This is a genomic window from Ancylobacter moscoviensis, assembly GCF_007559435.1.
Classification (GTDB): Bacteria; Pseudomonadota; Alphaproteobacteria; order Rhizobiales; family Xanthobacteraceae; genus Ancylobacter; species Ancylobacter moscoviensis.
In genome coordinates, this window is sequence record NZ_VMBP01000001.1 from 688,463 (window position 1) to 709,106 (window position 20,644).

At 70.5% G+C, this 20,644-nt stretch carries 18 protein-coding genes; 10 read left to right on the plus strand and 8 right to left on the minus strand.

Annotated elements, in window-relative coordinates; all coding sequences use genetic code 11:
* Positions 1–58 precede the first annotated feature (58 nt).
* The 4 genes from FO470_RS03165 to FO470_RS03180 all read left to right on the plus strand — a co-directional run bounded on the left by FO470_RS03165 (position 59) and on the right by FO470_RS03180 (position 5,763).
* Entirely contained in the window at positions 59–1,264 is a 1,206-nt protein-coding gene (locus tag FO470_RS03165) for an efflux RND transporter periplasmic adaptor subunit (protein WP_144341456.1), read from the plus strand.
* Between the two features lie 9 nt (positions 1,265–1,273).
* Positions 1,274–3,280 (plus strand): MacB family efflux pump subunit, encoded by a 2,007-nt coding sequence (locus FO470_RS03170; protein WP_144341457.1) that lies wholly within the window; start codon positions 1,274–1,276, stop codon positions 3,278–3,280.
* 160 nt (positions 3,281–3,440) lie between these two features.
* Positions 3,441–4,706, plus strand: a complete 1,266-nt coding sequence (gene purD / locus FO470_RS03175; RefSeq protein ID WP_144341458.1) for a phosphoribosylamine--glycine ligase — start codon at positions 3,441–3,443, stop codon at positions 4,704–4,706.
* 130 nt (positions 4,707–4,836) lie between these two features.
* Positions 4,837–5,763 (plus strand): patatin-like phospholipase family protein, encoded by a 927-nt coding sequence (locus tag FO470_RS03180; RefSeq protein ID WP_144341459.1) that lies wholly within the window; start codon positions 4,837–4,839, stop codon positions 5,761–5,763.
* Positions 5,764–5,773: 10 nt separating this feature from the next.
* Here FO470_RS03180 and FO470_RS03185 read toward each other — a convergent pair whose 3' ends face one another.
* Positions 5,774–6,217 (minus strand): nucleoside deaminase, encoded by a 444-nt coding sequence (locus FO470_RS03185; RefSeq protein ID WP_144342034.1) that lies wholly within the window; start codon positions 6,215–6,217, stop codon positions 5,774–5,776.
* Positions 6,218–6,472: 255 nt separating this feature from the next.
* Between FO470_RS03185 and FO470_RS03190 the strand changes: the two genes are divergently transcribed.
* Together FO470_RS03190 and rsmD are read left to right on the plus strand one after the other, a co-directional pair.
* Positions 6,473–8,782 carry a pseudouridine synthase gene (locus FO470_RS03190; protein WP_144341460.1) on the plus strand — a complete coding sequence of 770 codons (2,310 nt, stop codon included), beginning with the start codon at positions 6,473–6,475 and terminating at the stop codon, positions 8,780–8,782.
* 13 nt (positions 8,783–8,795) lie between these two features.
* Complete coding sequence (gene rsmD / locus FO470_RS03195) at positions 8,796–9,350, plus strand: 16S rRNA (guanine(966)-N(2))-methyltransferase RsmD (protein WP_144341461.1); 555 nt, start codon at positions 8,796–8,798, stop codon at positions 9,348–9,350.
* A gap of 43 nt (positions 9,351–9,393) precedes the next feature.
* Here the strand turns inward: rsmD and FO470_RS03200 are convergent, their stop codons facing one another.
* Positions 9,394–10,179, minus strand: coding sequence for an alpha/beta hydrolase (locus FO470_RS03200; RefSeq protein ID WP_144341462.1), 786 nt, complete (start codon positions 10,177–10,179; stop codon positions 9,394–9,396).
* A gap of 301 nt (positions 10,180–10,480) precedes the next feature.
* Between FO470_RS03200 and infC the strand changes: the two genes are divergently transcribed.
* Positions 10,481–11,005, plus strand: a complete 525-nt coding sequence (gene infC, locus FO470_RS03205) for a translation initiation factor IF-3 (RefSeq protein WP_144341463.1) — start codon at positions 10,481–10,483, stop codon at positions 11,003–11,005.
* Positions 11,006–11,141: 136 nt separating this feature from the next.
* Here the strand turns inward: infC and FO470_RS03210 are convergent, their stop codons facing one another.
* From FO470_RS03210 to FO470_RS03230, 5 genes are all read right to left on the minus strand, one after another.
* Complete coding sequence (locus FO470_RS03210) at positions 11,142–12,491, minus strand: bifunctional folylpolyglutamate synthase/dihydrofolate synthase (protein WP_144341464.1); 1,350 nt, start codon at positions 12,489–12,491, stop codon at positions 11,142–11,144.
* Positions 12,492–12,499: 8 nt separating this feature from the next.
* Entirely contained in the window at positions 12,500–13,438 is a 939-nt protein-coding gene (accD, locus tag FO470_RS03215) for an acetyl-CoA carboxylase, carboxyltransferase subunit beta (protein ID WP_144341465.1), read from the minus strand.
* Between the two features lie 136 nt (positions 13,439–13,574).
* Positions 13,575–14,414: a tryptophan synthase subunit alpha gene (gene trpA / locus FO470_RS03220; RefSeq protein WP_144341466.1), complete on the minus strand. Its 840-nt coding sequence runs from the start codon at positions 14,412–14,414 to the stop codon at positions 13,575–13,577.
* Entirely contained in the window at positions 14,411–15,658 is a 1,248-nt protein-coding gene (gene trpB, locus FO470_RS03225) for a tryptophan synthase subunit beta (protein WP_144341467.1), read from the minus strand. The genes trpA and trpB overlap by 4 nt, the downstream gene beginning before the upstream one ends.
* The gene (locus tag FO470_RS03230) at positions 15,655–16,371 is read right to left on the minus strand and encodes a phosphoribosylanthranilate isomerase (RefSeq protein ID WP_144341468.1); all 717 of its coding nucleotides are present in this window, start codon (positions 16,369–16,371) and stop codon (positions 15,655–15,657) included. Before FO470_RS03230 ends, trpB begins: the two co-directional genes overlap by 4 nt.
* A gap of 295 nt (positions 16,372–16,666) precedes the next feature.
* Between FO470_RS03230 and cysP the strand changes: the two genes are divergently transcribed.
* From cysP to cysW, 3 genes are all read left to right on the plus strand, one after another.
* On the plus strand, positions 16,667–17,686 hold the full coding sequence (gene cysP / locus FO470_RS03235) for a thiosulfate ABC transporter substrate-binding protein CysP (protein ID WP_144341469.1): 1,020 nt from the start codon (positions 16,667–16,669) through the stop codon (positions 17,684–17,686).
* A 218-nt stretch (positions 17,687–17,904) separates the two neighbouring features.
* Positions 17,905–18,726, plus strand: a complete 822-nt coding sequence (gene cysT / locus FO470_RS03240; protein WP_144341470.1) for a sulfate ABC transporter permease subunit CysT — start codon at positions 17,905–17,907, stop codon at positions 18,724–18,726.
* A gap of 2 nt (positions 18,727–18,728) precedes the next feature.
* Entirely contained in the window at positions 18,729–19,616 is an 888-nt protein-coding gene (gene cysW / locus FO470_RS03245; protein ID WP_144341471.1) for a sulfate ABC transporter permease subunit CysW, read from the plus strand.
* 64 nt (positions 19,617–19,680) lie between these two features.
* Here cysW and lhpI read toward each other — a convergent pair whose 3' ends face one another.
* Positions 19,681–20,643, minus strand: a complete 963-nt coding sequence (lhpI, locus tag FO470_RS03250) for a bifunctional Delta(1)-pyrroline-2-carboxylate/Delta(1)-piperideine-2-carboxylate reductase (RefSeq protein ID WP_144341472.1) — start codon at positions 20,641–20,643, stop codon at positions 19,681–19,683.
* Position 20,644: the final 1 nt, after the last annotated feature.

The window sequence follows — 20,644 nt, forward strand, 5'->3', positions numbered from 1 at the left end:
TTGTGCACCGCAGGTCCGGCCTTATCCCCTTGAAGGGGAAGGCTGATGGGACACGACGATGCTGCAGAGGGCGGATAGCGACTGGACGATGGAAGGCAAGGCGGGTTCCCCGGCACGTCGTCGGCGCTGGCCGCTCGTGCTCGCCGTCGCGCTGCTCGCCGCGGGCGCCGCCTACTACACCTATGGCGGGAACACGCAGGAGGCGGCGCCGGTCCTCCAGACCGCCCGGGTCGAGACCGGCGACATCGAGACCAGCGTCACCGCCATCGCCAAGATGCAGCCCAAGACCTATGTCGATGTCGGCACGCAGGTCTCCGGCCAGCTGCGCACCATCCGCCCCGATGTCGGCGACGTCGTGAAGAAGGACGACCTGCTCGCCGAGATCGATCCCACCGTCTACCAGACCCGCGTCGCCGGCGACCGCGCCAGCCTCGACAATCTGCGCGCCCAGCTTGCGCAGGCCGAGGCGCAGCTCACCCTCGACAGGCTGCGCAACGAGCGGGCCCAGCAGCTCCTGAAGAACCAGTCCGGCAGCAAGGATGCCGCCGACGCGGCGGAGGCGACCGAGCGCATCAGCGAGGCCAAGATCGACGCGCTGAAGGCGCAGATCGCCCAGACGCAGGCAACGCTGGAGGGCGACCTCGCCAATCTCGGCTACACCAAGATCTACGCGCCGATCGACGGCACGGTGGTGTCGATCACCGCCCGCGAGGGCGGCACGCTGAACGCCAACCAGTCGGCGCCCATCGTGCTGCGCATCGCCGACCTGCAGACCATGACCGTCACCGCGCAGGTGGCGGAGGGCGACATTCCGAAGATCACGGTGGGCACGCCGGCCTATTTCTCCACCCTCGGCCTGCCGGACCGGCGCTGGCGCGGGCAGGTGCGGCAGATCGAGCCGACGCCGACCATCGTCAACGACGTGGTGCTCTACAACGTGCTGATCGACGTGCCGAACGAGGACCTGACGCTGATGACCGACATGACGGCGCAGGTCTTCTTCCGCCTCGGCGAAGCCAAGGGCGTGCCGCTGGTGCCGACGCCGGCGGTGCGCACCGCGCGCGACGGCACACAAAGTGTGCGCGTGGTCACCGACAAGGGGCCGCAGGACCGGGTCATCAAGACCGGCCTGTCGAACCGCAGCGTGACGCAGGTGATCGAGGGACTTCAGCCCGGCGACACCGTCATCATCGGTTCGGGTGCGCCGGCCGCCGGGCCGCGTCCCGGCACGGACCGGCCCCGCATGCCCCCGCGCCTCGGCTGAGGCGGGCCGATGAGCGAGGTCGCCCCGCGCATCGACGAGGCCGTCCCGGCTGCGGCGCATGCCGCCCCCGGCGCCGGCACGCGCCCGATCATCGAACTCGTCGATGTCAGCCGCATCTACCCCAACGGCGAGACCGTGGTGCGCGCGCTGGACCGGGTGTCGCTCGCCATACATCCCGGCGAGTTCGTCGCCATCATGGGCCAGTCGGGCTCGGGCAAGTCGACGCTGATGAACATCGTCGGCTGCCTCGACCGCGCCTCCTCCGGCACCTACCGGGTGGACGGAGTGGACGTCGCCGATCTCGACGCCGACGCGCTGGCCGAGCTGCGCTGCTCGACCTTCGGCTTCGTGTTCCAGCGCTACAACCTGCTGCCGAGTCTCACCGCCGCCGAGAATGTCGAGATTCCCGCCATCTATGCCGGCACCCCGAAGGAGGAGCGGGTCGAGCGCGCCCATCTCCTGCTCGCCCAGCTCGGGCTCGGGGAGCGCAGCGAGCATCGCCCCAGCCAGCTTTCCGGCGGCCAGCAGCAGCGCGTCTCGATCTCGCGCGCGCTGATGAACGCCGCGCCGGTGATCCTCGCCGACGAGCCGACCGGCGCGCTCGACACGCGCTCGGGCGAGGACGTCCTGGCGCTGCTCTCCGAGCTGAACGCCGAGGGGCACACGGTCATCCTGATCACCCACGATCCGGACGTGGCGGCGCATGCCCGGCGCATCGTGCGCTTCCAGGACGGGCGCATCGTCGCCGACGAGCGGCACGAGAGCGAGCCCGCCCGCGCGCCGATGCCGGCCTCCGGCCCCGCCCGGCGCGGCGGGCTGGCGCGCTTCCTGCCCGATCTGGCGGAGGCGGTGCGCATGGCCTTCGCCTCGATGCACGCCAACATCTTCCGCACCGCGCTGACGCTGCTCGGCATCGTCATCGGCGTCGCCTCGGTCATCACCATGCTGGCGGTGGGCGACGGCGGCAAGCAGAGCGTGCTGGAGCGCATCTCGCAGATCGGCACCAACCTCCTGATCGTGCGGCCCGGCGCCGCCGGCATCCGCTCCTCCGGCGACAACGCCACGCTGCTGCCGGAGGACGCCGACGCGCTCGCCGCCATACCGGGCGTGAGCGCCATCGCGCCGGAACGCTCCGGCCGCTACACGATGCGCTACGGTTCGGAGGACTATTTCACCTCGGTCAGCGGCACGACGCCGGACTATCTCGCCGCCCGTGACTGGCAGATCGCGCGGGGCGTGATGTTCACCAACGCCGATGTGCGGGCCTATGCGCCGGTGGTGGTGCTGGGCCAGACCGTGGCGCGCAACCTGTTCGGCGAGGACGACCCGATCGGCCGGCACGTGCTGGTGAAGAACGTGCCCTACGAGGTGATCGGCGTGCTCTCGCCGCGCGGCGCCAACGCCTTCGGGCAGGATCAGGACGACATGGCGCTGGTGCCGCTGTCGACGGGCTTCGTGCGGGTGTTCGGGCGGCAGTTCCTCAATTCCATCACCGTGAAGGTGGCGGATGCCGGCGACATCCCGAAGGTCGAGAGCGCCATCACCCGCATCATTGCCGAGCGGCACCAGGCCGAGGACTTCCAGGTGCGCAACACCGCGCAGTTCCTGGAGACGGCGATGGAGACGCAGAACACGCTCACGCTGGTTCTGGGCTGCGTCGCCGCCATCTCGCTGCTGGTGGCCGGCATCGGGGTGATGAACATCATGCTGGTGAGCGTGACCGAGCGCACGCGCGAGATCGGCATCCGCATGGCGACCGGCGCGCGCATGAGCAACATCATGCTGCAGTTCAACACCGAGGCGCTGGTGGTGTGCTCGGTCGGCGGGGCGGTCGGCGTCGGACTGGGCCTCGCCGCGGCGCTGGGGCTGGAGGCGATGGGCGTCACCATCGTGCTGTCGCTGATGCCGCCGCTGGTGGCCTTCGGCTGCGCCTTCCTCACCGGCCTCGTCTTCGGCTACTTGCCGGCGCGCAAGGCGGCGGGGCTCGATCCGGTGGTGGCACTGGCCTACGAATAGGCCTCCGCCGCCGCGTGCCACTTTGGCCCCGTTGTCCCCGGGGGCAAGCCCGGCCATGGCGACTCGCGGCAGGCAGCCCCTTGCCCCTCGCGGCCCGAACGTTTAGGCGGAACGCCGGGATGGCGGCCGGTTGGGAATGCCGCATGACGAGGGTTGGCGCATGAACGTACTTCTGCTCGGCTCGGGTGGCCGCGAGCACGCGCTCGCCTGGAAGCTGGCGCAGAGCCCGCTGATGGGCGCCTTCTTCGCGCTGCCGGGCAATCCGGGCATCGCCGAATACGCCAACTGCTTCGGCAGCATCCCGCTGGAGGACCACGACGCCATCGTCGCCATCTGCCAGGCCGAAAAGATCGACCTCGTGGTCGTCGGCCCCGAGGCGCCGCTGGTGGACGGCATCGCCGACCGGCTGATCGCCGAGGGCATCGCGGTCTTCGGCCCGCGCCGGGTGGCGGCGCAGCTCGAGGGCTCCAAGCTCTTCACCAAGGAGCTGTGCAAGGCCCACGACATCCCCACCGCCGCCTTCGGCCGCTTCACCGAGGCGGACGCCGCCCGCGCCTTCGTGCAGCGGCACGGCGCGCCCATCGTGCTCAAGGCGGACGGGCTGATGGCCGGCAAGGGCGTCATCGTGGCGATGACGCTGGAGGAGGCGCTCGCCGGCATCGACGAGGTGTTCGCCATGGGCGGGGCGGGGACGGAGATCCTGATCGAGGAATTCCTCGAAGGCGAGGAGGTCTCGTTCTTCTGCCTCGTCGACGGCGAGACGGTGCTGCCCTTCGGCTCCGCGCAGGACCACAAGCGCGCCTTCGACGGCGACCAGGGCCCGAACACCGGCGGCATGGGCGCCTATTCGCCCGCCCCGGTCTTCACCGCCGAGATGGAGCGGCGCACCCTGCACGAGATCGTCAAGCCGACCGCGCGGGCGCTCGCCGACGCGGCCAGCCCCTATCGCGGCGTGTTGTTCGCCGGGCTGATGATCACCGCTGAGGGGCCCAAGCTGATCGAGTACAACGTCCGTTTCGGCGATCCCGAGTGCCAGGTGCTGATGATGCGCATGGAGGGCGACCTGCTGCCGCTGCTGCATGCCGTCGCCACCGGGCAGCTGGAAGACCAGCCGGTGCCGCTGAAGCCCGACGCCGCCATCTCCGTCGTGATGGCGACGAAGGGCTATCCCGGCGCCTACGAGAAGGGCTCGCGCATCGGCGGGCTGGAGGCGGCCGAGACCATTCCCGGCGTGAAGGTGTTCCATGCCGGCACCAGCCGGGCGGGCGACGCCATCGTCGCCGCCGGTGGGCGCGTGCTCAACGTCACGGCGGTGGGCGGCAATGTCGCCGAGGCGCGCGAGCGCGCCTATGACGCCATCGCCCGCATCGACTGGCCGGAGGGCTTCTGCCGCCGCGACATCGCCTGGCGGGCTCTGGGCGAGTAGCCGCAGGGCCTTCCCGGAGGTCTCTCAGTACCGATTTATCCGGCTTTTTCGTGCGCCGCGCACTGGCGGTGGCAGCGTCGTACGCCCATTATCAAACAAATGCCGTGCTGATGCGGCATCGGGCGAAGCCATGGACGATTCCACCACAGGACGGCGGCGCGGCGCGCCTGCGCCGCACGATGACGCCCCGCCGCCCACCGTGGCCGCGCCGCCGGAACCGGCGCCGCATGTCGCGCATCATCCCAGCCTCGCCGTCGCGCTGGGCTCGGGGGGCGCGCGCGGCCTGTCGCACATCCTCGTGCTGGAAGCGCTGGACGATCTCGGCCTGCGGCCGACCGCCATGGCGGGGGCCTCCATCGGCGCGATGTTCGCGGCGGTCTATGCGGCGGGCATGCCGGCGCGCGACATCCGCCATCTCGTCACCCACACGCTGCGCAATCGCGGCGAGGTGATGCGCCGCCTGCTGGCCGCCCGCGTCGGGCGCATCAAGGACCTTTTCGGCGGGCTGGGAAACCCGGTGCTGGTCGACGCCGAGCGGCTGATCGAGGGTTTCCTGCCGGAGGCGGTGCCGCAGACCTTCGAGGAACTGTCGATCCCGCTGCAGGTGGTGGCGACCGATTACTGGGAGCGCTGCGAGCGGACCTTCGAGCGCGGGCCGATCCGCCCGGCGGTGGCGGCCTCGCTCGCCATACCCGGGCTGATCCGCGCCGTGCAGCATGGCGGGCACACGCTGGTCGATGGCGGCGCGGTGAACCCGCTGCCCTTCGACCTGCTGCGGACCCGGGCCGATATCGTCATCGCGGTCGACATCACCGGCGGCCATGGCGGCGAGGCGCGCGGTGTCCCGGCGCCCTTCGACGCCATGTTCGCGACGTTGCAGATCATGGCGAGCTCGATCGTCGGCGAGAAGCTGAAGGCGGGCGCGCCGGACATATTGATCCGGCCGAACGTGAATGATTTCCGGGTGCTCGACTTCTTCCGCGCCGCCGCCATCCTGAAGGCGGCCGAGCCGGTGAAGGACGAGGTGAAGCGCCGGCTGGAGGTCGTGCTCGGCTGAATCCTGTCCGCTAGAGCCGTCCCGGCCAGCGGCGCTCGGCGAAGAACTCGCGGAGCAGCTCGGCCGATTCGCGCTCGCCGAGACCGCCATAGGTCTCCGGCTTGTGGTGGCAGGTCGGCTGGGCGAAGAAGCGCACGCCGCTCTCGATCGCGCCGCCCTTGGGGTCGGACGCGCCGTAATAGACCCGCCGGAGCCGGGCGAAGGAGATGGCGCCGGCGCACATGGTGCAGGGCTCCAGCGTGACGTAGAGGTCGCATTCGGCCAGCCGGTCGTTGCCGAGCACCGAGGCGGCGGCGCGGATCACCATCATTTCCGCATGGGCGGTGGGATCGGCGAGCTCGCGCATGCGGTTGCCCTCGGCGGCGAGCGCGGTGCCGTTCCGCACCAGCACCGCGCCGACCGGCACCTCGCCGCGCCCCCCGGCCTTGGCCGCTTCCGCCAGCGCCAGCAGCATGAAGTCGGTGCGCGCCCGCGCGGCCCCGGAACCGGCTCCATCGCCCGAATTGTTCGTCGTCAAAGCCCTACTCGCCAAAAGCTCGCTTCATCCCGCAGGACATGCTAGAGCCGGATCCGATCAGGTTGAAACAACCTGACCGGTAAATCCGTCTCCATCTCCATGATAACGAGACCGTTTTGCCGATCAGATCGCACATGCAATCTGATCGGAACGGGCTCTCGTACCGCCGCCTCGAGACCAGATCGAATCCCCATGCCGAAAAACCCGCCGCCCCGCAAGGACCACAACCGCGTTCCGCGCGCCCCCCGCACCCTGGCGCCGGCCGAGCCGCGCGAGGCCGAGCGCGTCGCCAAGGTCATCGCCCGCGCCGGGCTCGGCTCGCGCCGCGAGATCGAGGAATGGATCCTCGCCGGCCGCGTGGCGGTCAATGGCGAGATCCTGGAAAGCCCCGCCCGCACCGTGACGGGCGAGGACAAGATCACCGTGGATGGCGCGCCGCTGCCCGACAAGGAGCGCACGCGGCTGTTCCTCTACCACAAGCCCAAGGGCGTGGTGACGACCAATTACGACCCCGAGGGACGGCCGACGCTGTTCGAGATCCTGCCCGGCGGCCTGCCGCGCCTGGTCTCCGTCGGCCGGCTCGACCTCAACACCGAGGGGCTGATCCTGCTCACCAATGACGGTGGCCTCTCGCGCGTGCTGGAGCTGCCGGAAACCGGTTGGCTGCGTCGCTACCGGGTGCGCGCCAAGGGCGACATCACCCAGGACAAGCTCGACGCGCTGATCGCCGGCGTGACGGTGGACGGCGTGCATTACGGGCCGATCGAGGCGAAGCTCGACCGCGTGCAGGGCGCCAATTCCTGGCTGACGCTGGCGCTGCGCGAGGGCAAGAACCGCGAGGTGCGCAACGTCCTCGGCTCGCTCGGGCTCGACGTGAACCGGCTGATCCGCCTCTCCTACGGCCCGTTCCAGCTCGGCGAGCTGCCGCAGGGCGAGGTGGAGGAAGTGCGCACCCGCGTGCTGGCCGACCAGCTCGGCGAGGCGCTGGCCGCTGCCGCCGGAGCCGATTTCGAAGGCCCGCTCTTCAACCATGGCGAGGACGAGGCGCCCCGGCGCGCCGCCAAGGCCCGTTATGCCGCGGCGGAAGGCGCCGAGGACCGCCACCGCCGCCGGCCGATCGACGCCGAGCCGGGCGAGGGCCGGGAAGTGACGGCCGGCATCGTCGCCGACCGCAAGGGCCGCAAGGTGCTGGTGCAACGCGTGCGCTCGACCGAGACCGAGCCGGAGGAGGAGCGCCCGGCGCGCCGTCCGCGTCGTGACGACGAGCGCCCGCGCCGCGCCGAGGAGCGGGGCGGCGAGCGCACCTTCCGTCGCCGGCCCGAGCGCCCCTTCGGGGACGAGGGCGGGCGCGAGGAGCGTGGCCATGAGGAGCGTCCCTATGAGGAGCGTTCCCGACCGGCCCGCGCCGCGACCAGCCGGGACCGCAAGGTCGGCGGCCCGCGCCCCGCGCGCCCGCGCGGCGAGCGCGACGGCGATGCGGGCGAGCGTCCGTTCCGCAGCCGCAGCGAGCGCCCGACCTATCCGCGCGAGGAGCGCGAGGGCGGCGGCGAGCGCCCCTTCCGGGTACGCGACGACCGGGCGGAGCGTCCCGAGCGTCCTTTCCGCGAGCGTCCGCGCCGCGAGGAAGGAGAGGGCGATTTCCGTCCCCGCGCCGAGCGTCCCTTCCGCGAACGGGGCCCGCGTCCCGAGGGCGATCGCGCCCCGCGGCGCGAGCGGCCCGAGGGCGGGCGCACCTTCCGCGGTGAGGGCAGTGACCGGCCCTATAGCGGCCGGGTGAAGTCCGAGCAGTCGCGTTTCCGCTCCCCGCGTTCCGACGAGGGCGGGCGCGAGGAGCGTGGCCCGCGCCGTGAACGCCCCGAGGGCGAGCGCAATTTCCGCCCGCGTCGCGAGGGCGAGGAGCGACCCTTCCGCGCCCGTCCCGACCGGGCGGAGCGTCCGGAGCGTCCGTTCGGCGAGCGACCGCGCCGCGAGCGGGCGGATGGCGATTTTCGTCCCCGCGTCGAGCGTGCCGAGCGTCCGTTCCGCGAGCGGGGTCCGCGTCCGGAAGGCGATCGCGGCCCACGTCGCGAGCGTCCCGAGGGCGACCGTCCCTTCCGTTCGCGCGAGGATCGCCCGCGCGAGGACCGTCCGCGTGAGGACCGTCCGCGTGAGGATCGTCCGCGTGAGGATCGCGCGCCGCGTGGCGAGCGGCCGGAAGGCGGACGGCGTTTCGATCGGCCCGAAGGCCGGTCGTTCGGTCAGAAGTCCTTCGGTAGCGAGGCGGGCGAGCGGCCGCGTCGTCCCGGCGGGCCGGGCAAGAGCTTCGACAACAAGAGTTTCGGCAACAAGAGCTTTGGCGACCGGCCGGGCGGCGAGCGCCCCGCGCGCGGGAGCAAGCCCGGCGGATTCAAGTCCGGCGGCAAGTTCGGCGACAAGCCGGGCGGTCGTCCGGGTGGCCGGCCGACCGGCGGAAAGCCGGGGAGCAAGCCCGGCGGGCGTCCGCCTCGCGCTCCGCGCGGCTGAGGACGCCTGAGCGATGCGCATCGTCGGCGGGCGCTTCAAGGGGCGGGCGCTGCGCGGCCCGTCCTCCAACGCCACGCGGCCGACCTCCGACCGGCTGCGCGAGGCGTTGTTCAACGTGCTCGCCCATGCCTATGACGACGCGGCGGACGGCGCGCGGGTGCTCGATCTGTTCGCCGGCACCGGCGCGCTGGGGCTGGAGGCGCTCTCGCGCGGGGCGACGTTCGCGGTCTTCGTGGACGAGGCGCCGGAGCCGCGCGGCCTGATCCGCGCCAATGTCGAGACGCTGGGTGTGGGCGGCATCACCCGCATCTTCCGCCGCGACGCGACGAAGCTCGGCGCGGCGCTGGCGAGCGATGCGTTCGACCTCGTCTTCTGCGACCCGCCCTATGGCCGCGGCCTCGCCGAAAAGGCGCTCGCCAGCGCGCGCGAGGGCAACTGGCTGGCGCCGGGAGCTCTGGTCATCGTCGAGGAGGCGACCGAGGCGGCCTTCCAGCCGCCGGACGGCTTCGAGGAACTGGAGCGCCGGCGCTACGACGGGAGCGAGGCGATTTTCCTACGGGCGCCGTGACCTCCGCCCCGGACAGGCCGCGCCTGTGCCGGGCGGGGATGCCTCACCCGACCTCCTCGACCGCCGCGAGGATGCGCTCGATGTCTTCCGGGCGGGAGAGGCGGTGATCGCCATCCTTCACCAGGGTGAGCACCACATCGTCCTCGGCGAGGCAGGTGACGAGGCGCAACGCGTGCTGCCACGGCACATCGGGATCCGCGACGCCCTGCAGGATGCGCACCCGGCAGCCCACCGCGAAGGGCGCGCCGAGCACGAGGTTGCTGCGCCCGTCCTCGATCAGCGCGCGGGTGATCGGCTGGCCGGGGCCGTATTGCGAGGGGCGCACCCATTTGCCGGCGTGCAGGATGGTGGCGCGCACGTCGTCCGGCATCGCCTTCCACATCAGCTCTTCGGTGAAGTCCGGTGCCGGGGCGATCAGCACCAGCGCGGCGAGCCGGCCGGCTTCGCCGCGCGCCGCCAGCGCCCGGGCGAGGAGCAGCGCGATCCAGCCGCCCATGGAGGAGCCGACGATGATCTGCGGGCCGCTGGTCTCGCGGTCGAAGACCGCCAGCGCGTCCTCGGCCCAGCGCGAGATGGTTCCCTCCTCGAAGTCGCCTTCCGATTCGCCATGACCGGAATAGTCGAAGCGCACGACCTGCCGACCGGTGCGCGCCCCCCATTCGGCGAGCGCTTCCGCCTTGGTGCCGCGCATGTCGGAGAGAAAGCCGCCGCACCAGACCACGCCGGGCTTCCCGGCGGTCGATATCCCCGGCGTCACCCGCACCGCGATCCGGCGTGCATCGGTGCCGACGGGGATGAAGCGTGGGGCGGTCTCGGGGGTCTCGGTCATGCTGGGCGGGTCCTCGTCATCGCTCGCGCGCCTTGCGATTCGGGCCCGGCGCGCCATCTTGGCTTACAGGCAGGTGCCACGCGCGAACAGCGCGAAAGGGATGCTGCCGGCGGAACGAATGCGGCCCATCGGGCGATTGCATCGTTTCCGTGTCGTCACGCCGTTGACTTCTGACGGGTTTGTCACGATCTTCTGCGACCGTTTTTACGCGCGCGCAAGACGAGCCGGCCGGCACCCTTACGAGTCGCGGTGAAACGCATTTTCTGAAATGGCAGAGGAGAGAACCGCCATTCGCCGCCCCATGAGACCCGTCGCGCCGGAGAAGGAAGGCCCGCGCGTCAACGAAGACATCCGCATCCGCGAGGTGCAGCTCATCGACCAGGATGGGCAGAATCTCGGTGTCGTGCCCACGCGCGATGCCATTCTGCGCGCGCAGGAAGCGGGCCTCGATCTCGTCGAGATCGCCCCCAATTCCGTGCCGCCGGTCTGCAAGATCCTCGATTATGGCCGCTTCAAGTACCAGAACCAGAAGAAGGCCAACGAGGCGCGCAAGAAGCAGCACATCGTCGAGATCAAGGAAATCAAGCTGCGGCCCGGCATCGACACGCACGATTACGACGTGAAGATGAAGTCGATCCATCGCTTCTTCCAGGAAGGCGACAAGGTGAAGATCACCCTGCGCTTCCGTGGCCGCGAGATGGCGCATCAGGAGCTCGGCTACAAGCTTCTGAACAAGGTCAAGGAAGAGCTGGCGCCCGTGGCCAAGGTCGAGGCCGAGCCCTCGCTCGAAGGCCGCCAGATGATCATGGTGCTGGCACCGCGCTGAGCGGCGGCCGCGCCTCTTCCGGCGCCACAGTTTGCGCGTTATCCCGGACGGCCCTCAGGGCCGGTCCGGGATCGCTCTTTTTCCAGCGAATCCGCATGCGGTCTCCACTCCCCGGCGGGACGACGGCGCGCGCCGGCTAGTCCGGCAGGCTGCCGTTCTCGGCCAACACGGCTCCCGCGAGATAGAGTGAGCCGGCGATGAGCACGCGCGGCGCCGGGCCGACCGGATAGGCGGCGAGCCCGTCCAGCGCGGCGGTGACGCTCGGCGCCGTCGAGGCGTCCATGCCGTGGGCACGCGCGGCGGCGGCCACGGCTTCCGGCGGCTGCGCCTTGTGCTCGCCGGGAATCGGCACGGCGATCAGCTCGCGCGCCAGCCCGGCGAAGGGCGCGAGGAAGGCGCCCGAATCCTTCGTCCCGAGCATGCCGACGATCAGCACCAGCGGCCGCGGCACGCGGTCCTCGATGTCCGCCAGTGCGGCGGCGAGCGCCTGGCCGCCGGCGGCGTTGTGGCCGCCGTCGAGCCAGATGTCGACGCCCTCCGGCGCGTGCTGGGTGAGCGGCCCCGGGCCGAGCCGCTGCAGGCGTGCCGGCCACTGGGCCGAGCGCATGCCCTCTTCGTAGGCGGCGGTCGGGATGCCGAGATCGGCGATGCGCAGCGCTTCCACCGCGAGGCCGGCATTGCCGATCTGGTGCGGGCCGACGAGGCGCGGGCGCGGCAGGTCCAGAAGTCCGGCCTCGTCCTCAACGACCAGTCGCCCGCCTTCCTCATGCGCCTGATACTGCTCGCCCATGATGGACAGCGGCACGCCAAGCCGGGCCGCCTGCCGCTCGATGACGGCGAGCGCCTCGCGAGGCTGGTGGCCGAGCACGGCCGCCACGCCGCGCTTCAGGATGCCCGCCTTCTCCGCCGCGATGGCGGCGACGGTCTCGCCGAGGAAGTCCACATGGTCGATGGAGACCGGCGTGATGACCGAGACGAGAGGCTTCTCGACGACGTTGGTGGCGTCGAGCCGGCCGCCGAGGCCGACCTCCAGGAGCAGCACGTCGGCGGGAACCTCGGAGAACAGCAGCAGCGCCGCCGCGGTGGTGATCTCGAAGAAGGTGATGGGCTCGCCGCCGTTCGCGGTCTCGGCACGCGCCAGCGCCTCGGTGAGGCGGGCGTCGTCGACAATGGTGCCGGCGAGCCGGATGCGTTCGTTGAAGCGCACGAGATGCGGCGAGGTGTAGACGTGCACCCGCTTGCCGGCGGCTTCCAGCACGGCGCGCATGAAGGCGACGGTGGAGCCCTTGCCGTTGGTGCCGGCGACATGGATCACCGGCGGCAGCCGGCGCTCGGGATGGCCGAGCCGCTCCAGAAGCCGCCACATGCGGTCCAGCGACAGGTCGATCAGCTTCGGGTGGAGGGCGAGCAGGCGGTCGAAGATGTCCTCGACCGGCCGCCGGCGCCCTTCCTCAGGGTCGGGACCGGCAGCGGGCAGGGAAGGCATGGGAGACCTCAGGCGCTCGCGGGCGCAGGTGGCGGCAGCGCGGCGGCGTCGCCCGCCGTGGCCGCGTCGGTGGAGGCCCTGACGGCTTCCGTCGCCGCCGGGGCACGCATCAGCAGGCGGCACAGCCGGCCAAGCGTGGCGCGCATGTCATGGCGGTGCACGACGAGGTCGATCATGCCGTGGTCGCGCAGATATTCGGCGCGCTGGAAGCCTTCGGGCAGCTTCTCACGGATGGTCTGCTCGATGACGCGCGGCCCGGCGAAGCCGATCAGCGCGCCCGGCTCGGCGATCTGGATGTCGCCCAGCATGGCGTAGGAGGCGGTGACGCCGCCGGTGGTCGGGTTGGTCAGCACCACGATGTAGGGCAGGCGCGCTTCGCGCAGTTCCTGGATGGCACAGGTGGTGCGCGGCATCTGCATGAGCGAGAGGATGCCTTCCTGCATGCGTGCACCGCCCGACGAGGCGAACATGATGAAGGGGGTGCCGCGCGAGGCGGCGGTCTCGAGGCCGGTGACGATGGCCTCGCCGGCCGCCATGCCGAGCGAGCCGCCCATGAAGCCGAAATCCTGCACCGCGACAGTGACGGGGAGGTTCTCCAGCTTGCCGAAGCCGACCTTCAGCGCGTCCTGGGCGCCCGTCTTGGCACGGGCGTCCTTGAGGCGGTCGACATAGCGCTTCTCGTCACGGAACTTCAGCGGGTCGGCCGGCACCTGCGGCAGGGCGACGTCGTACCACTTGCCACCGTCGAAGATCGAGCGCAGGCGCGCCGTCGGATCCATGCGCATGTGGTAGCCGGAGCCGGGAATGACGAAGAGGTTCGCCTCCAGGTCCTTGTGGAACACCATCTGCCCGGTCTCGGGGCACTTCACCCAGAGATTTTCCGGCACTTCCCGGCGGTTCAGGAACGAGCTGAGCTTCGGGCGGACGACGTTCGAGATCCAGTTCAACGGCTTGGCTCCAGAAAGCTTGGCTCCAGACGGCGATGGCGGCTGGCCACGCGCCGGCCATCATCTAATGCGCGAGCGGGGCGATGAAAAGGCAGGAGCGCGATTCGTCGCGCTCCGCGCTGACCGCGCCGTGCCGCTATTCCGCCGCCTGACGGCGGACGCCGCGCACCGCTTCGGAAAGCTGGCTGACGAGGCGGGTGACGGCGGGGACCGTCGCCGGTGTCGCCCGGTCCTCGGCATCGAGGGTGGCGCGCAGCGCGTCGATCAGCGCGGAGCCGACCACGACGCCGTCCGCGCCGGCGGCGATGGCGGCGGCCTGCTCGGGCGTCTTCACGCCGAAGCCGACCGCGACCGGCAGCGCGGTGTGGCGCTTGATGCGCGACACCGCCTGTCCGACGAGGTTCGGATCGGGCGTCGCCGAGCCGGTGATGCCGGTGATGGAGACGTAGTAGACGAAGCCCGCCGTGTTCGCGAGCACCGCCGGCAGGCGCTTGTCGTCGGTGGTCGGCGTGGCGAGGCGGATGAAGTCGAGCCCGGCCAGCAGGGCCGGCAGGCACAGCTCGTTGTCCTCTTCGGGCGGCAGGTCGACGACGATGAGGCCGTCGACGCCGGCGCTCTTCGCGTCGACGAGGAAGCGGTCCACCCCGTAGATGTAGATCGGGTTGTAGTAGCCCATCAGGACGATCGGCGTGGCGGCATCGCCCTGGCGGAAGGCGCGGACCATGTCCAGCGTCTTCCTCAGCGTCTGGCCGGCCTTGAGCGCGCGCAGCCCCGCGGCCTGGATCGCCGGGCCGTCGGCCATCGGGTCGGTGAAGGGCACGCCGAGCTCGATCACGTCGGCGCCCGCGGCCGGCAGGGCCTTCAGCAGCGCCAGCGAGGTCTCGAAATCGGGATCGCCGGCGGTGATGAAGGTCACCAGCGCCGCGCGCCCCTCGGTGGCGCAGGCGGCGAAGCGGGTTTCGATGCGGGTGCTCATATGCGGGTCCCCAGAATCTCGGCCACCTGCGGAATGTCCTTGTCGCCGCGGCCGGACAGGTTGACCACCATCAGGTGATCCTGCGGGAAGGTCGGCGCGAGCTCGGCGACCTTAGCCAGCGCGTGGGCCGGCTCCAGCGCCGGGATGATGCCTTCGAGCTTCGCCACCAGCTGGAAGGCTTCGAGCGCTTCCGCGTCGGTGGCGGAGATGTAGGTGGCGCGGCCGATGTCGTGCAGCCACGAATGCTCCGGCCCGATGCCGGGATAGTCGAGCCCGGCGGAGATGGAGTGCGCCTCGGCGATCTGGCCGTCATCGTCCATCAGGAGATAGGTCCGGTTGCCGTGCAGCACGCCCGGCCGGCCGCCGGTGAGCGAGGCGGCATGCTCGCCGGTCGGTATGCCGTGGCCGGCGGCCTCGACGCCGTAGATCTTCACGCTGGGATCGTCGAGGAAGGGATGGAACAGGCCCATGGCGTTGGAGCCACCGCCGATGCAGGCGACGAGGCTGTCCGGCAGGCGGCCCTCCGCCTCCAGCATCTGCGTGCGGGTCTCGACGCCGATCACGCTCTGGAAGTCGCGGACCATGGCCGGGTAGGGGTGCGGGCCGGCGACCGTGCCGATGCAGTAGAAGGTGTCGTGCACGTTGGTCACCCAGTCGCGCAGCGCCTCGTTCATGGCGTCCTTGAGCGTCCTGGCGCCGGACTGCACCGGCACCACGGTGGCGCCGAGCATCTTCATGCGGAACACGTTGGGCGCCTGGCGGGCGACGTCGACGGCGCCCATGTAGACGACGCATTCCAGCCCGTAGCGCGCGCACAGCGTGGCGGTGGCGACGCCGTGCTGGCCGGCGCCGGTCTCGGCGATGATCCGCTTCTTGCCCATGCGGCGGGCGAGCAGGATCTGGCCGAGCACGTTGTTCACCTTGTGCGAGCCGGTGTGGTTCAGCTCCTCGCGCTTGAAATAGATCTTCGCGCCCAGCTTTTCGCCATTCTTGCCGGGCCCCGCGCCCTCGCGCAGGTGCTCCGTCAGCCGCTCGGCGAAATAGAGCGGGCTCGGCCGGCCGACATAGTGCTTCAGGCCGGCGTCCATTTCCGCCTTGTAGGCCGGGTCGGCCTTGGCCTCGTTATAGGCCGCCTCCAGATCGAGGATCAGCGGCATGAGCGTTTCGGCAACGAAACGACCGCCGAATATGCCGAAATGCCCGTTCTCGTCGGGGCCGGTGCGGAAGGAATTGGGAGCGTTCACGAGGGGCTCGTCTCTCTGGCGGATGATGTGTGCGCCGGCTTGTCGCCGGTCGGATGCTCGGACTCCGTCGCATCGGCCGCCCGCGCGGCACGCAGGAAGGCGGCGATGCGCGCGGGGTCCTTGATGCCGGGGGCGCGCTCGACCCCGGAGGATACGTCGATGCCGGGCGGGCGGACCCGCCGCACGGCCTCGCCGACATTGTCGGGATCGAGGCCGCCTGACAGCATGAAGGGGCGCGTCAGGTCAAGGCCGGCGAGGAGGTTCCAGTCGAAGGGCACGCCGTTGCCACCGGGCAGGAGCGCGCCTTTCGGCGGCTTGGCGTCGAGCAGCAGCCGGTCGGCGACGTCGGCATAGGCGGAGAGTCGGGCGAGGTCGGCGGCGGTGGCGATGCCGATGGCCTTCATCACTGGCAGGCCGAACCGCGCGCGGACGGCGGCGACGCGCTCCGGGCTTTCCTTGCCGTGCAGCTGGAGCATGTCGGGACGAGCGGCGTCGACGATGGCGGCGAGCGTGGCGTCATCCGCGTCGACGGTCAAAGCGACGATCCCTGCGCGCCCGCGCGCGCGCGCCGCGAGCGCGGGCGCGGTGGCGAGATCGACATGGCGCGGGCTGGGGGCGAAGAACACCATGCCCACCATGTCGGCCCCCGCGCCGAGCGCCGCATCCAGCGTCTCGGGGGTGCTGAGCCCGCAGATTTTGATCTCAAGCGACAAGGCCGTCTCCTCGAACAGAGCCAACTAGCACGGAACGGTCCGCAGAGGCGAGTAGCGGCGCTGCGGGGCCGCGGGCCGGGCGGGCCCCGCGGCGGCGATCCGTGCGGCCCGGTAGGCGCTATCCCGTCACCTATTCGTGGAATGCGTGCGGCAACGGATGAATTTACCCCTTCCGTGACGACATTTCGCATGCTACTCACATTCATCTGTGAAATTATAGATTTCACGTCAGATTTGCGAATATGGCATGGCGGCGCCGACAGGCGCGCCGTGCCGCCACCCTGGAGAGTGTTTCATGCGCTTCTCGCGCCGCCTTTTCCTCGCCGCCGCCCTGGCGCCGTTCCTCGTCTCGGCCGCCGTGCCCGGCGCGCGCGCCGAGGAGCCGAACCAGATCCTCAACGCGTCCTACGACATCGCCCGCGAACTGTTCGAGGCGGTGAACAAGACGTTCGAGCCGGCCGAGAAGGCCAAGACCGGCAAGGAGATCAAGGTCAACCAGAGCCACGCCGGCACGTCCAAGCAGGCGCGCTCGATCGTCGAGGGCCTCGAGGCCGACGTCGTGACCTTCAACCAGATCACCGACATCCAGTTCCTGGTCGACAAGGGCTTCGTCGCCAAGGACTGGCAGACCCGGCTGCCCAACGCCTCCTCGCCCTGGTACTCGTTCCCGGCCTTCCTCGTGCGCGAGGGCAACCCGAAGAACGTGAAGAACTGGGACGATCTCGTCCGCGATGACGTGAAGCTGGTCTTCCCGAACCCGAAGACCTCCGGCAATGCCCGCTACACCTACCTCGCCGCCTATGCCTTCGCGCTGGAGAAGTTCAACGGCGATGCGGCCAAGGCCGACGCCTTCGCCAAGAAGCTGCTCTCCAACGTCGTGGTGTTCGACACCGGCGGGCGCGGCGCCACCACCTCCTTCGTGGAGCGCGAGCAGGGCGACGTGCTGATCACCTTCGAGGCCGAGGTCATCAGCGTGAAGGACGCCTACAAGGACAAGAAATTCGAGGTCGTGGTGCCGCCGGTGAGCCTGCTCGCCGAGTTCCCCGTCGCGGTGGTCGACAAGGTGGTCGACAAGCGCGGCTCGCGCCAGATCGCCACCGACTACCTGACCTTCCTCTATTCGCCGGAAGGCCAGAAGGTCGCGGCCGAGGCCAACAACCGCGTCGTCGATCCCAAGGTCTCCGAGGAGTTCAAGGCCAAGTTCGCCCCCGTCCGCCTCGTGAAGGTCGAGGACGTGTTCGGCGGCTGGGCCAACGCCCAGAAGACCCACTTCGCCTCGGGCGGCAAGCTGGACGAACTGTTCGTCGCGCCGTGAGGCCGACGGTAGCCATCATCCCGGCCGCTCCTCTGGATCGACGTCATGCCCGGCCTTGGGCCGGGCATGCATGACTTCACCGCGCAAAGACGTGGATGGCCGGGCCAAGCCCGGCCATGACGGTCGGAACAGGCGAACCGTCGTCCGCTCTGGACATATCGGACATATTGCGCCATGGCCGGGTACCCCCGGCCATTTGCCTTTGCAGGAGCCGTCCGTTGAACCGAGTCATACCGGGCTTTCCCCTCTCGCTCGGCATCACCCTGTTCTATCTCAGCCTGATCGTGCTGCTGCCGCTCGGCGCCCTCATGTGGCAGGCGGTGGACGTCGGCTGGGAGCGCTATCTCGCCATCATGAGCGGGGCGCGCACGCTGGCCGCCTTCCGCGTCACGCTGTCGACCGCCGCGCTCGCCACCCTGTTCAACGCCGTCTACGGACTGGCGCTGGCCTGGGTGCTGGTGCGCTACGAGTTTCCCGGCAAGCGGCTGCTGGACGCGCTGGTGGACGTGCCCTTCGCCCTGCCCACCGCCGTGGCCGGCCTCGCGCTGTCGGCGCTGTTCGTGAAGAACGGCTGGTTCGGCGCCCCGCTCGCCGCCATCGGCATCGATGTCGCCTACACGCCGCTCGGCATCGCCATCGCCATGGCCTTCACCTCCATCCCCTTCGTCGTGCGCACGGTGCAGCCGGTGCTGGAGGACCTTGCCACCGATGTGGAGGAGGCCGCGGCGACGCTCGGCGCCTCGGACCTGCGCATCTTCGCGCGCATCATCTTCCCGGCGATCTTCCCGGCCTTCCTGACCGGCGCGGCGATCGGCTTCGCGCGCTCGCTGGGCGAGTTCGGTGCCATCATCTTCATCGCCGGCAACCTGCCGCTGAAGACCGAGGTGGTCTCGCTGCTGACCTTCATCCGCATCGAGGAATATGACTACCCCGCCGCCGCCGCCATCGCGGCGACGCTGCTGGCGCTGGCCTTCACCATGCTGTTCATCGTCAACATGATCCAGCTCTGGCAGCAGCGGCGCATCGGGACGGGGGATTGAGCATGGCGCGCGAACCGCTTCTCCCGCCGAAAGCCCACCCGGCCCGGCGCATCCGCGTCGGCGACGGGCCGCTGGCCCGCACGCTGCTGATCGGCGGCGTGCTGCTGGTGACGCTGCTGGTGCTGGTGGCGCCGCTGGTGGCGATCTTCACCGAGGCGTTCCGGCAGGGCGCGGCGGCCTACGCTGCCGCCTTCGCCGCGCCGGACACGCGCTACGCCATCGGCCTGACCGTCTTCACCGCGCTGATCGTGGTGCCGATCAACATCGCCTTCGGCATCGCCGCAGCCTGGTGCATCGCCAAGTTCCGCTTCCCCGGCCGCAACCTGCTGGTAGCGCTGGTGGAGCTGCCCTTCTCCATCTCGCCGATCATCGCCGGCGTCGCCTATCTCTTCGTCTACGGCGCGCAGGGCCTGCTCGGGCCGTGGCTGGCCGAGCACGACATCAAGATCATGTTCGCGGTGCCGGCGATCATTCTGGCGAGCCTGTTCGTCACCGCACCCTTCGTGGCGCGCGAACTGATCCCGCTGATGATCGCGCAGGGCTCGGAGGAGGAGGAGGCGGCGGTGACGCTGGGGGCCGGCGGCTGGCGCATCCTGCGCCTCGTCACCCTGCCGAATGTGCGCTTCGCCCTGCTCTACGGCGCGGCGTTGTGCAATGCGCGGGTGATGGGCGAGTTCGGTGCGGTGTCGGTGGTCTCCGGCAACATACGCGGCCAGACCAACACGCTGCCGCTGCAGATCGAGCTGCTCTACCAGGACAACAACGCCGTCGCCGCCTTCGCGGTGGCGACCATCCTGACCGGCGTGGCGCTGGTCACCCTGATCGCCAAGGCGATCATCGAGCGGCTGGATGCGGCGCGGGTGAAGACGCAGGGCCGCCCGGGGCATTGAGAAGAATCGCAAGAGCGCGATCGCTCTGCTTCCTCTCCCCAACGGGAAGAGGAATGGTTCGAGGTCACGCGCTCCTCAGCGCCTTCCACACCAGCTCGGCGGCGGCGAGGTCCTCGATGGCGGTGCCCACCGACTTGAAGAGGGTGATCTCCGCGTCCGAGTCGCGGCCCTTCGCCGTGCCGGCGGCGAGCTCGAACAGGTCGCCCTGAATGCCCTCCGGCGCCAACACGCCGCTGGCGAGTGGCACGACGATGTCGCCCGCCTCCTTGCCGGCGCCGGCGCGCGTGTCGACATAGACCCGCGCCCGGCGGATCGCCTCGTCGTCCGCCTCGCGCATGGAGGGGGTGAAGCCGCCGACGAGGTCGACGTGCTGGCCGGGCGCGAGATAGCGGCCCTCGACCAGCGGCTGCGGCGAGAGCGTGGCGGAAGAGACGATGTCGGCGCCGGCGATGGCGTTTCCACGGTCCGCCTCGGCGCGGGCGTCGAAGCCTTCCGCGCGCAGCGTCTCGGCCAGCGCCTCGGCCTTGGCGAGGGTGCGGTTCCAGACGGTGATCTCGCGGATCGGCCGCACGCTGGCATGGGCACGCGCGAGATAGGGCGCCAGCGCCCCGGCGCCGATGATGGCGAGGCGGCTGGCATCCGCGCGCGCCAGATAGCGCGCCGCGAGAGCGGAGGCGCAGGCGGTGCGCCAGACGGTGAGGGCGCGGCCGTCCATCACCGCGAGCGGCTCGCCCGTGGCGCCGGAATTCAGGATGTAGAGGCCGGTGACGCTCTCGATGCCGCGCGCGCCGTTGCCGGGGAACACCGTGACCAGCTTGGTGCCGAGCACATCGTCCTCGGTGCCGTCGGCGGTCCAGGCGGGCATGAGCAGCAGCGTCGCCTCTCCATCCGGCCGGGGAAGCGCGTGGTGATGGCGCACCGGCACCGTGATGCGCCGGCGGAACGCCGCTTCCAGCGCGTCGATCAGGGCGGGAAAGGTGAGCAGACCGGCGATCTCGCCGGCCGAGACAAAACGCAGGTCGCTCATG

What these genes read in the sequence shown, in the direction of transcription:
- FO470_RS03165 (WP_144341456.1), top strand. Translation starts at nt 59, where the DNA reads ATGCTGCAGAGGGCGGATAGCGACTGGACGATGGAAGGCAAGGCGGGT.
- FO470_RS03170 (WP_144341457.1), top strand. Translation starts at nt 1,274, where the DNA reads ATGAGCGAGGTCGCCCCGCGCATCGACGAGGCCGTCCCGGCTGCGGCG.
- purD (WP_144341458.1), top strand. Translation starts at nt 3,441, where the DNA reads ATGAACGTACTTCTGCTCGGCTCGGGTGGCCGCGAGCACGCGCTCGCC.
- FO470_RS03180 (WP_144341459.1), top strand. Translation starts at nt 4,837, where the DNA reads ATGGACGATTCCACCACAGGACGGCGGCGCGGCGCGCCTGCGCCGCAC.
- FO470_RS03185 (WP_144342034.1), bottom strand. Translation starts at nt 6,217, where the DNA reads ATGCTGCTGGCGCTGGCGGAAGCGGCCAAGGCCGGGGGGCGCGGCGAG.
- FO470_RS03190 (WP_144341460.1), top strand. Translation starts at nt 6,473, where the DNA reads ATGCCGAAAAACCCGCCGCCCCGCAAGGACCACAACCGCGTTCCGCGC.
- rsmD (WP_144341461.1), top strand. Translation starts at nt 8,796, where the DNA reads ATGCGCATCGTCGGCGGGCGCTTCAAGGGGCGGGCGCTGCGCGGCCCG.
- FO470_RS03200 (WP_144341462.1), bottom strand. Translation starts at nt 10,179, where the DNA reads ATGACCGAGACCCCCGAGACCGCCCCACGCTTCATCCCCGTCGGCACC.
- infC (WP_144341463.1), top strand. Translation starts at nt 10,481, where the DNA reads ATGAGACCCGTCGCGCCGGAGAAGGAAGGCCCGCGCGTCAACGAAGAC.
- FO470_RS03210 (WP_144341464.1), bottom strand. Translation starts at nt 12,491, where the DNA reads ATGCCTTCCCTGCCCGCTGCCGGTCCCGACCCTGAGGAAGGGCGCCGG.
- trpA (WP_144341466.1), bottom strand. Translation starts at nt 14,414, where the DNA reads ATGAGCACCCGCATCGAAACCCGCTTCGCCGCCTGCGCCACCGAGGGG.
- cysP (WP_144341469.1), top strand. Translation starts at nt 16,667, where the DNA reads ATGCGCTTCTCGCGCCGCCTTTTCCTCGCCGCCGCCCTGGCGCCGTTC.
- cysW (WP_144341471.1), top strand. Translation starts at nt 18,729, where the DNA reads ATGGCGCGCGAACCGCTTCTCCCGCCGAAAGCCCACCCGGCCCGGCGC.
- lhpI (WP_144341472.1), bottom strand. Translation starts at nt 20,643, where the DNA reads ATGAGCGACCTGCGTTTTGTCTCGGCCGGCGAGATCGCCGGTCTGCTC.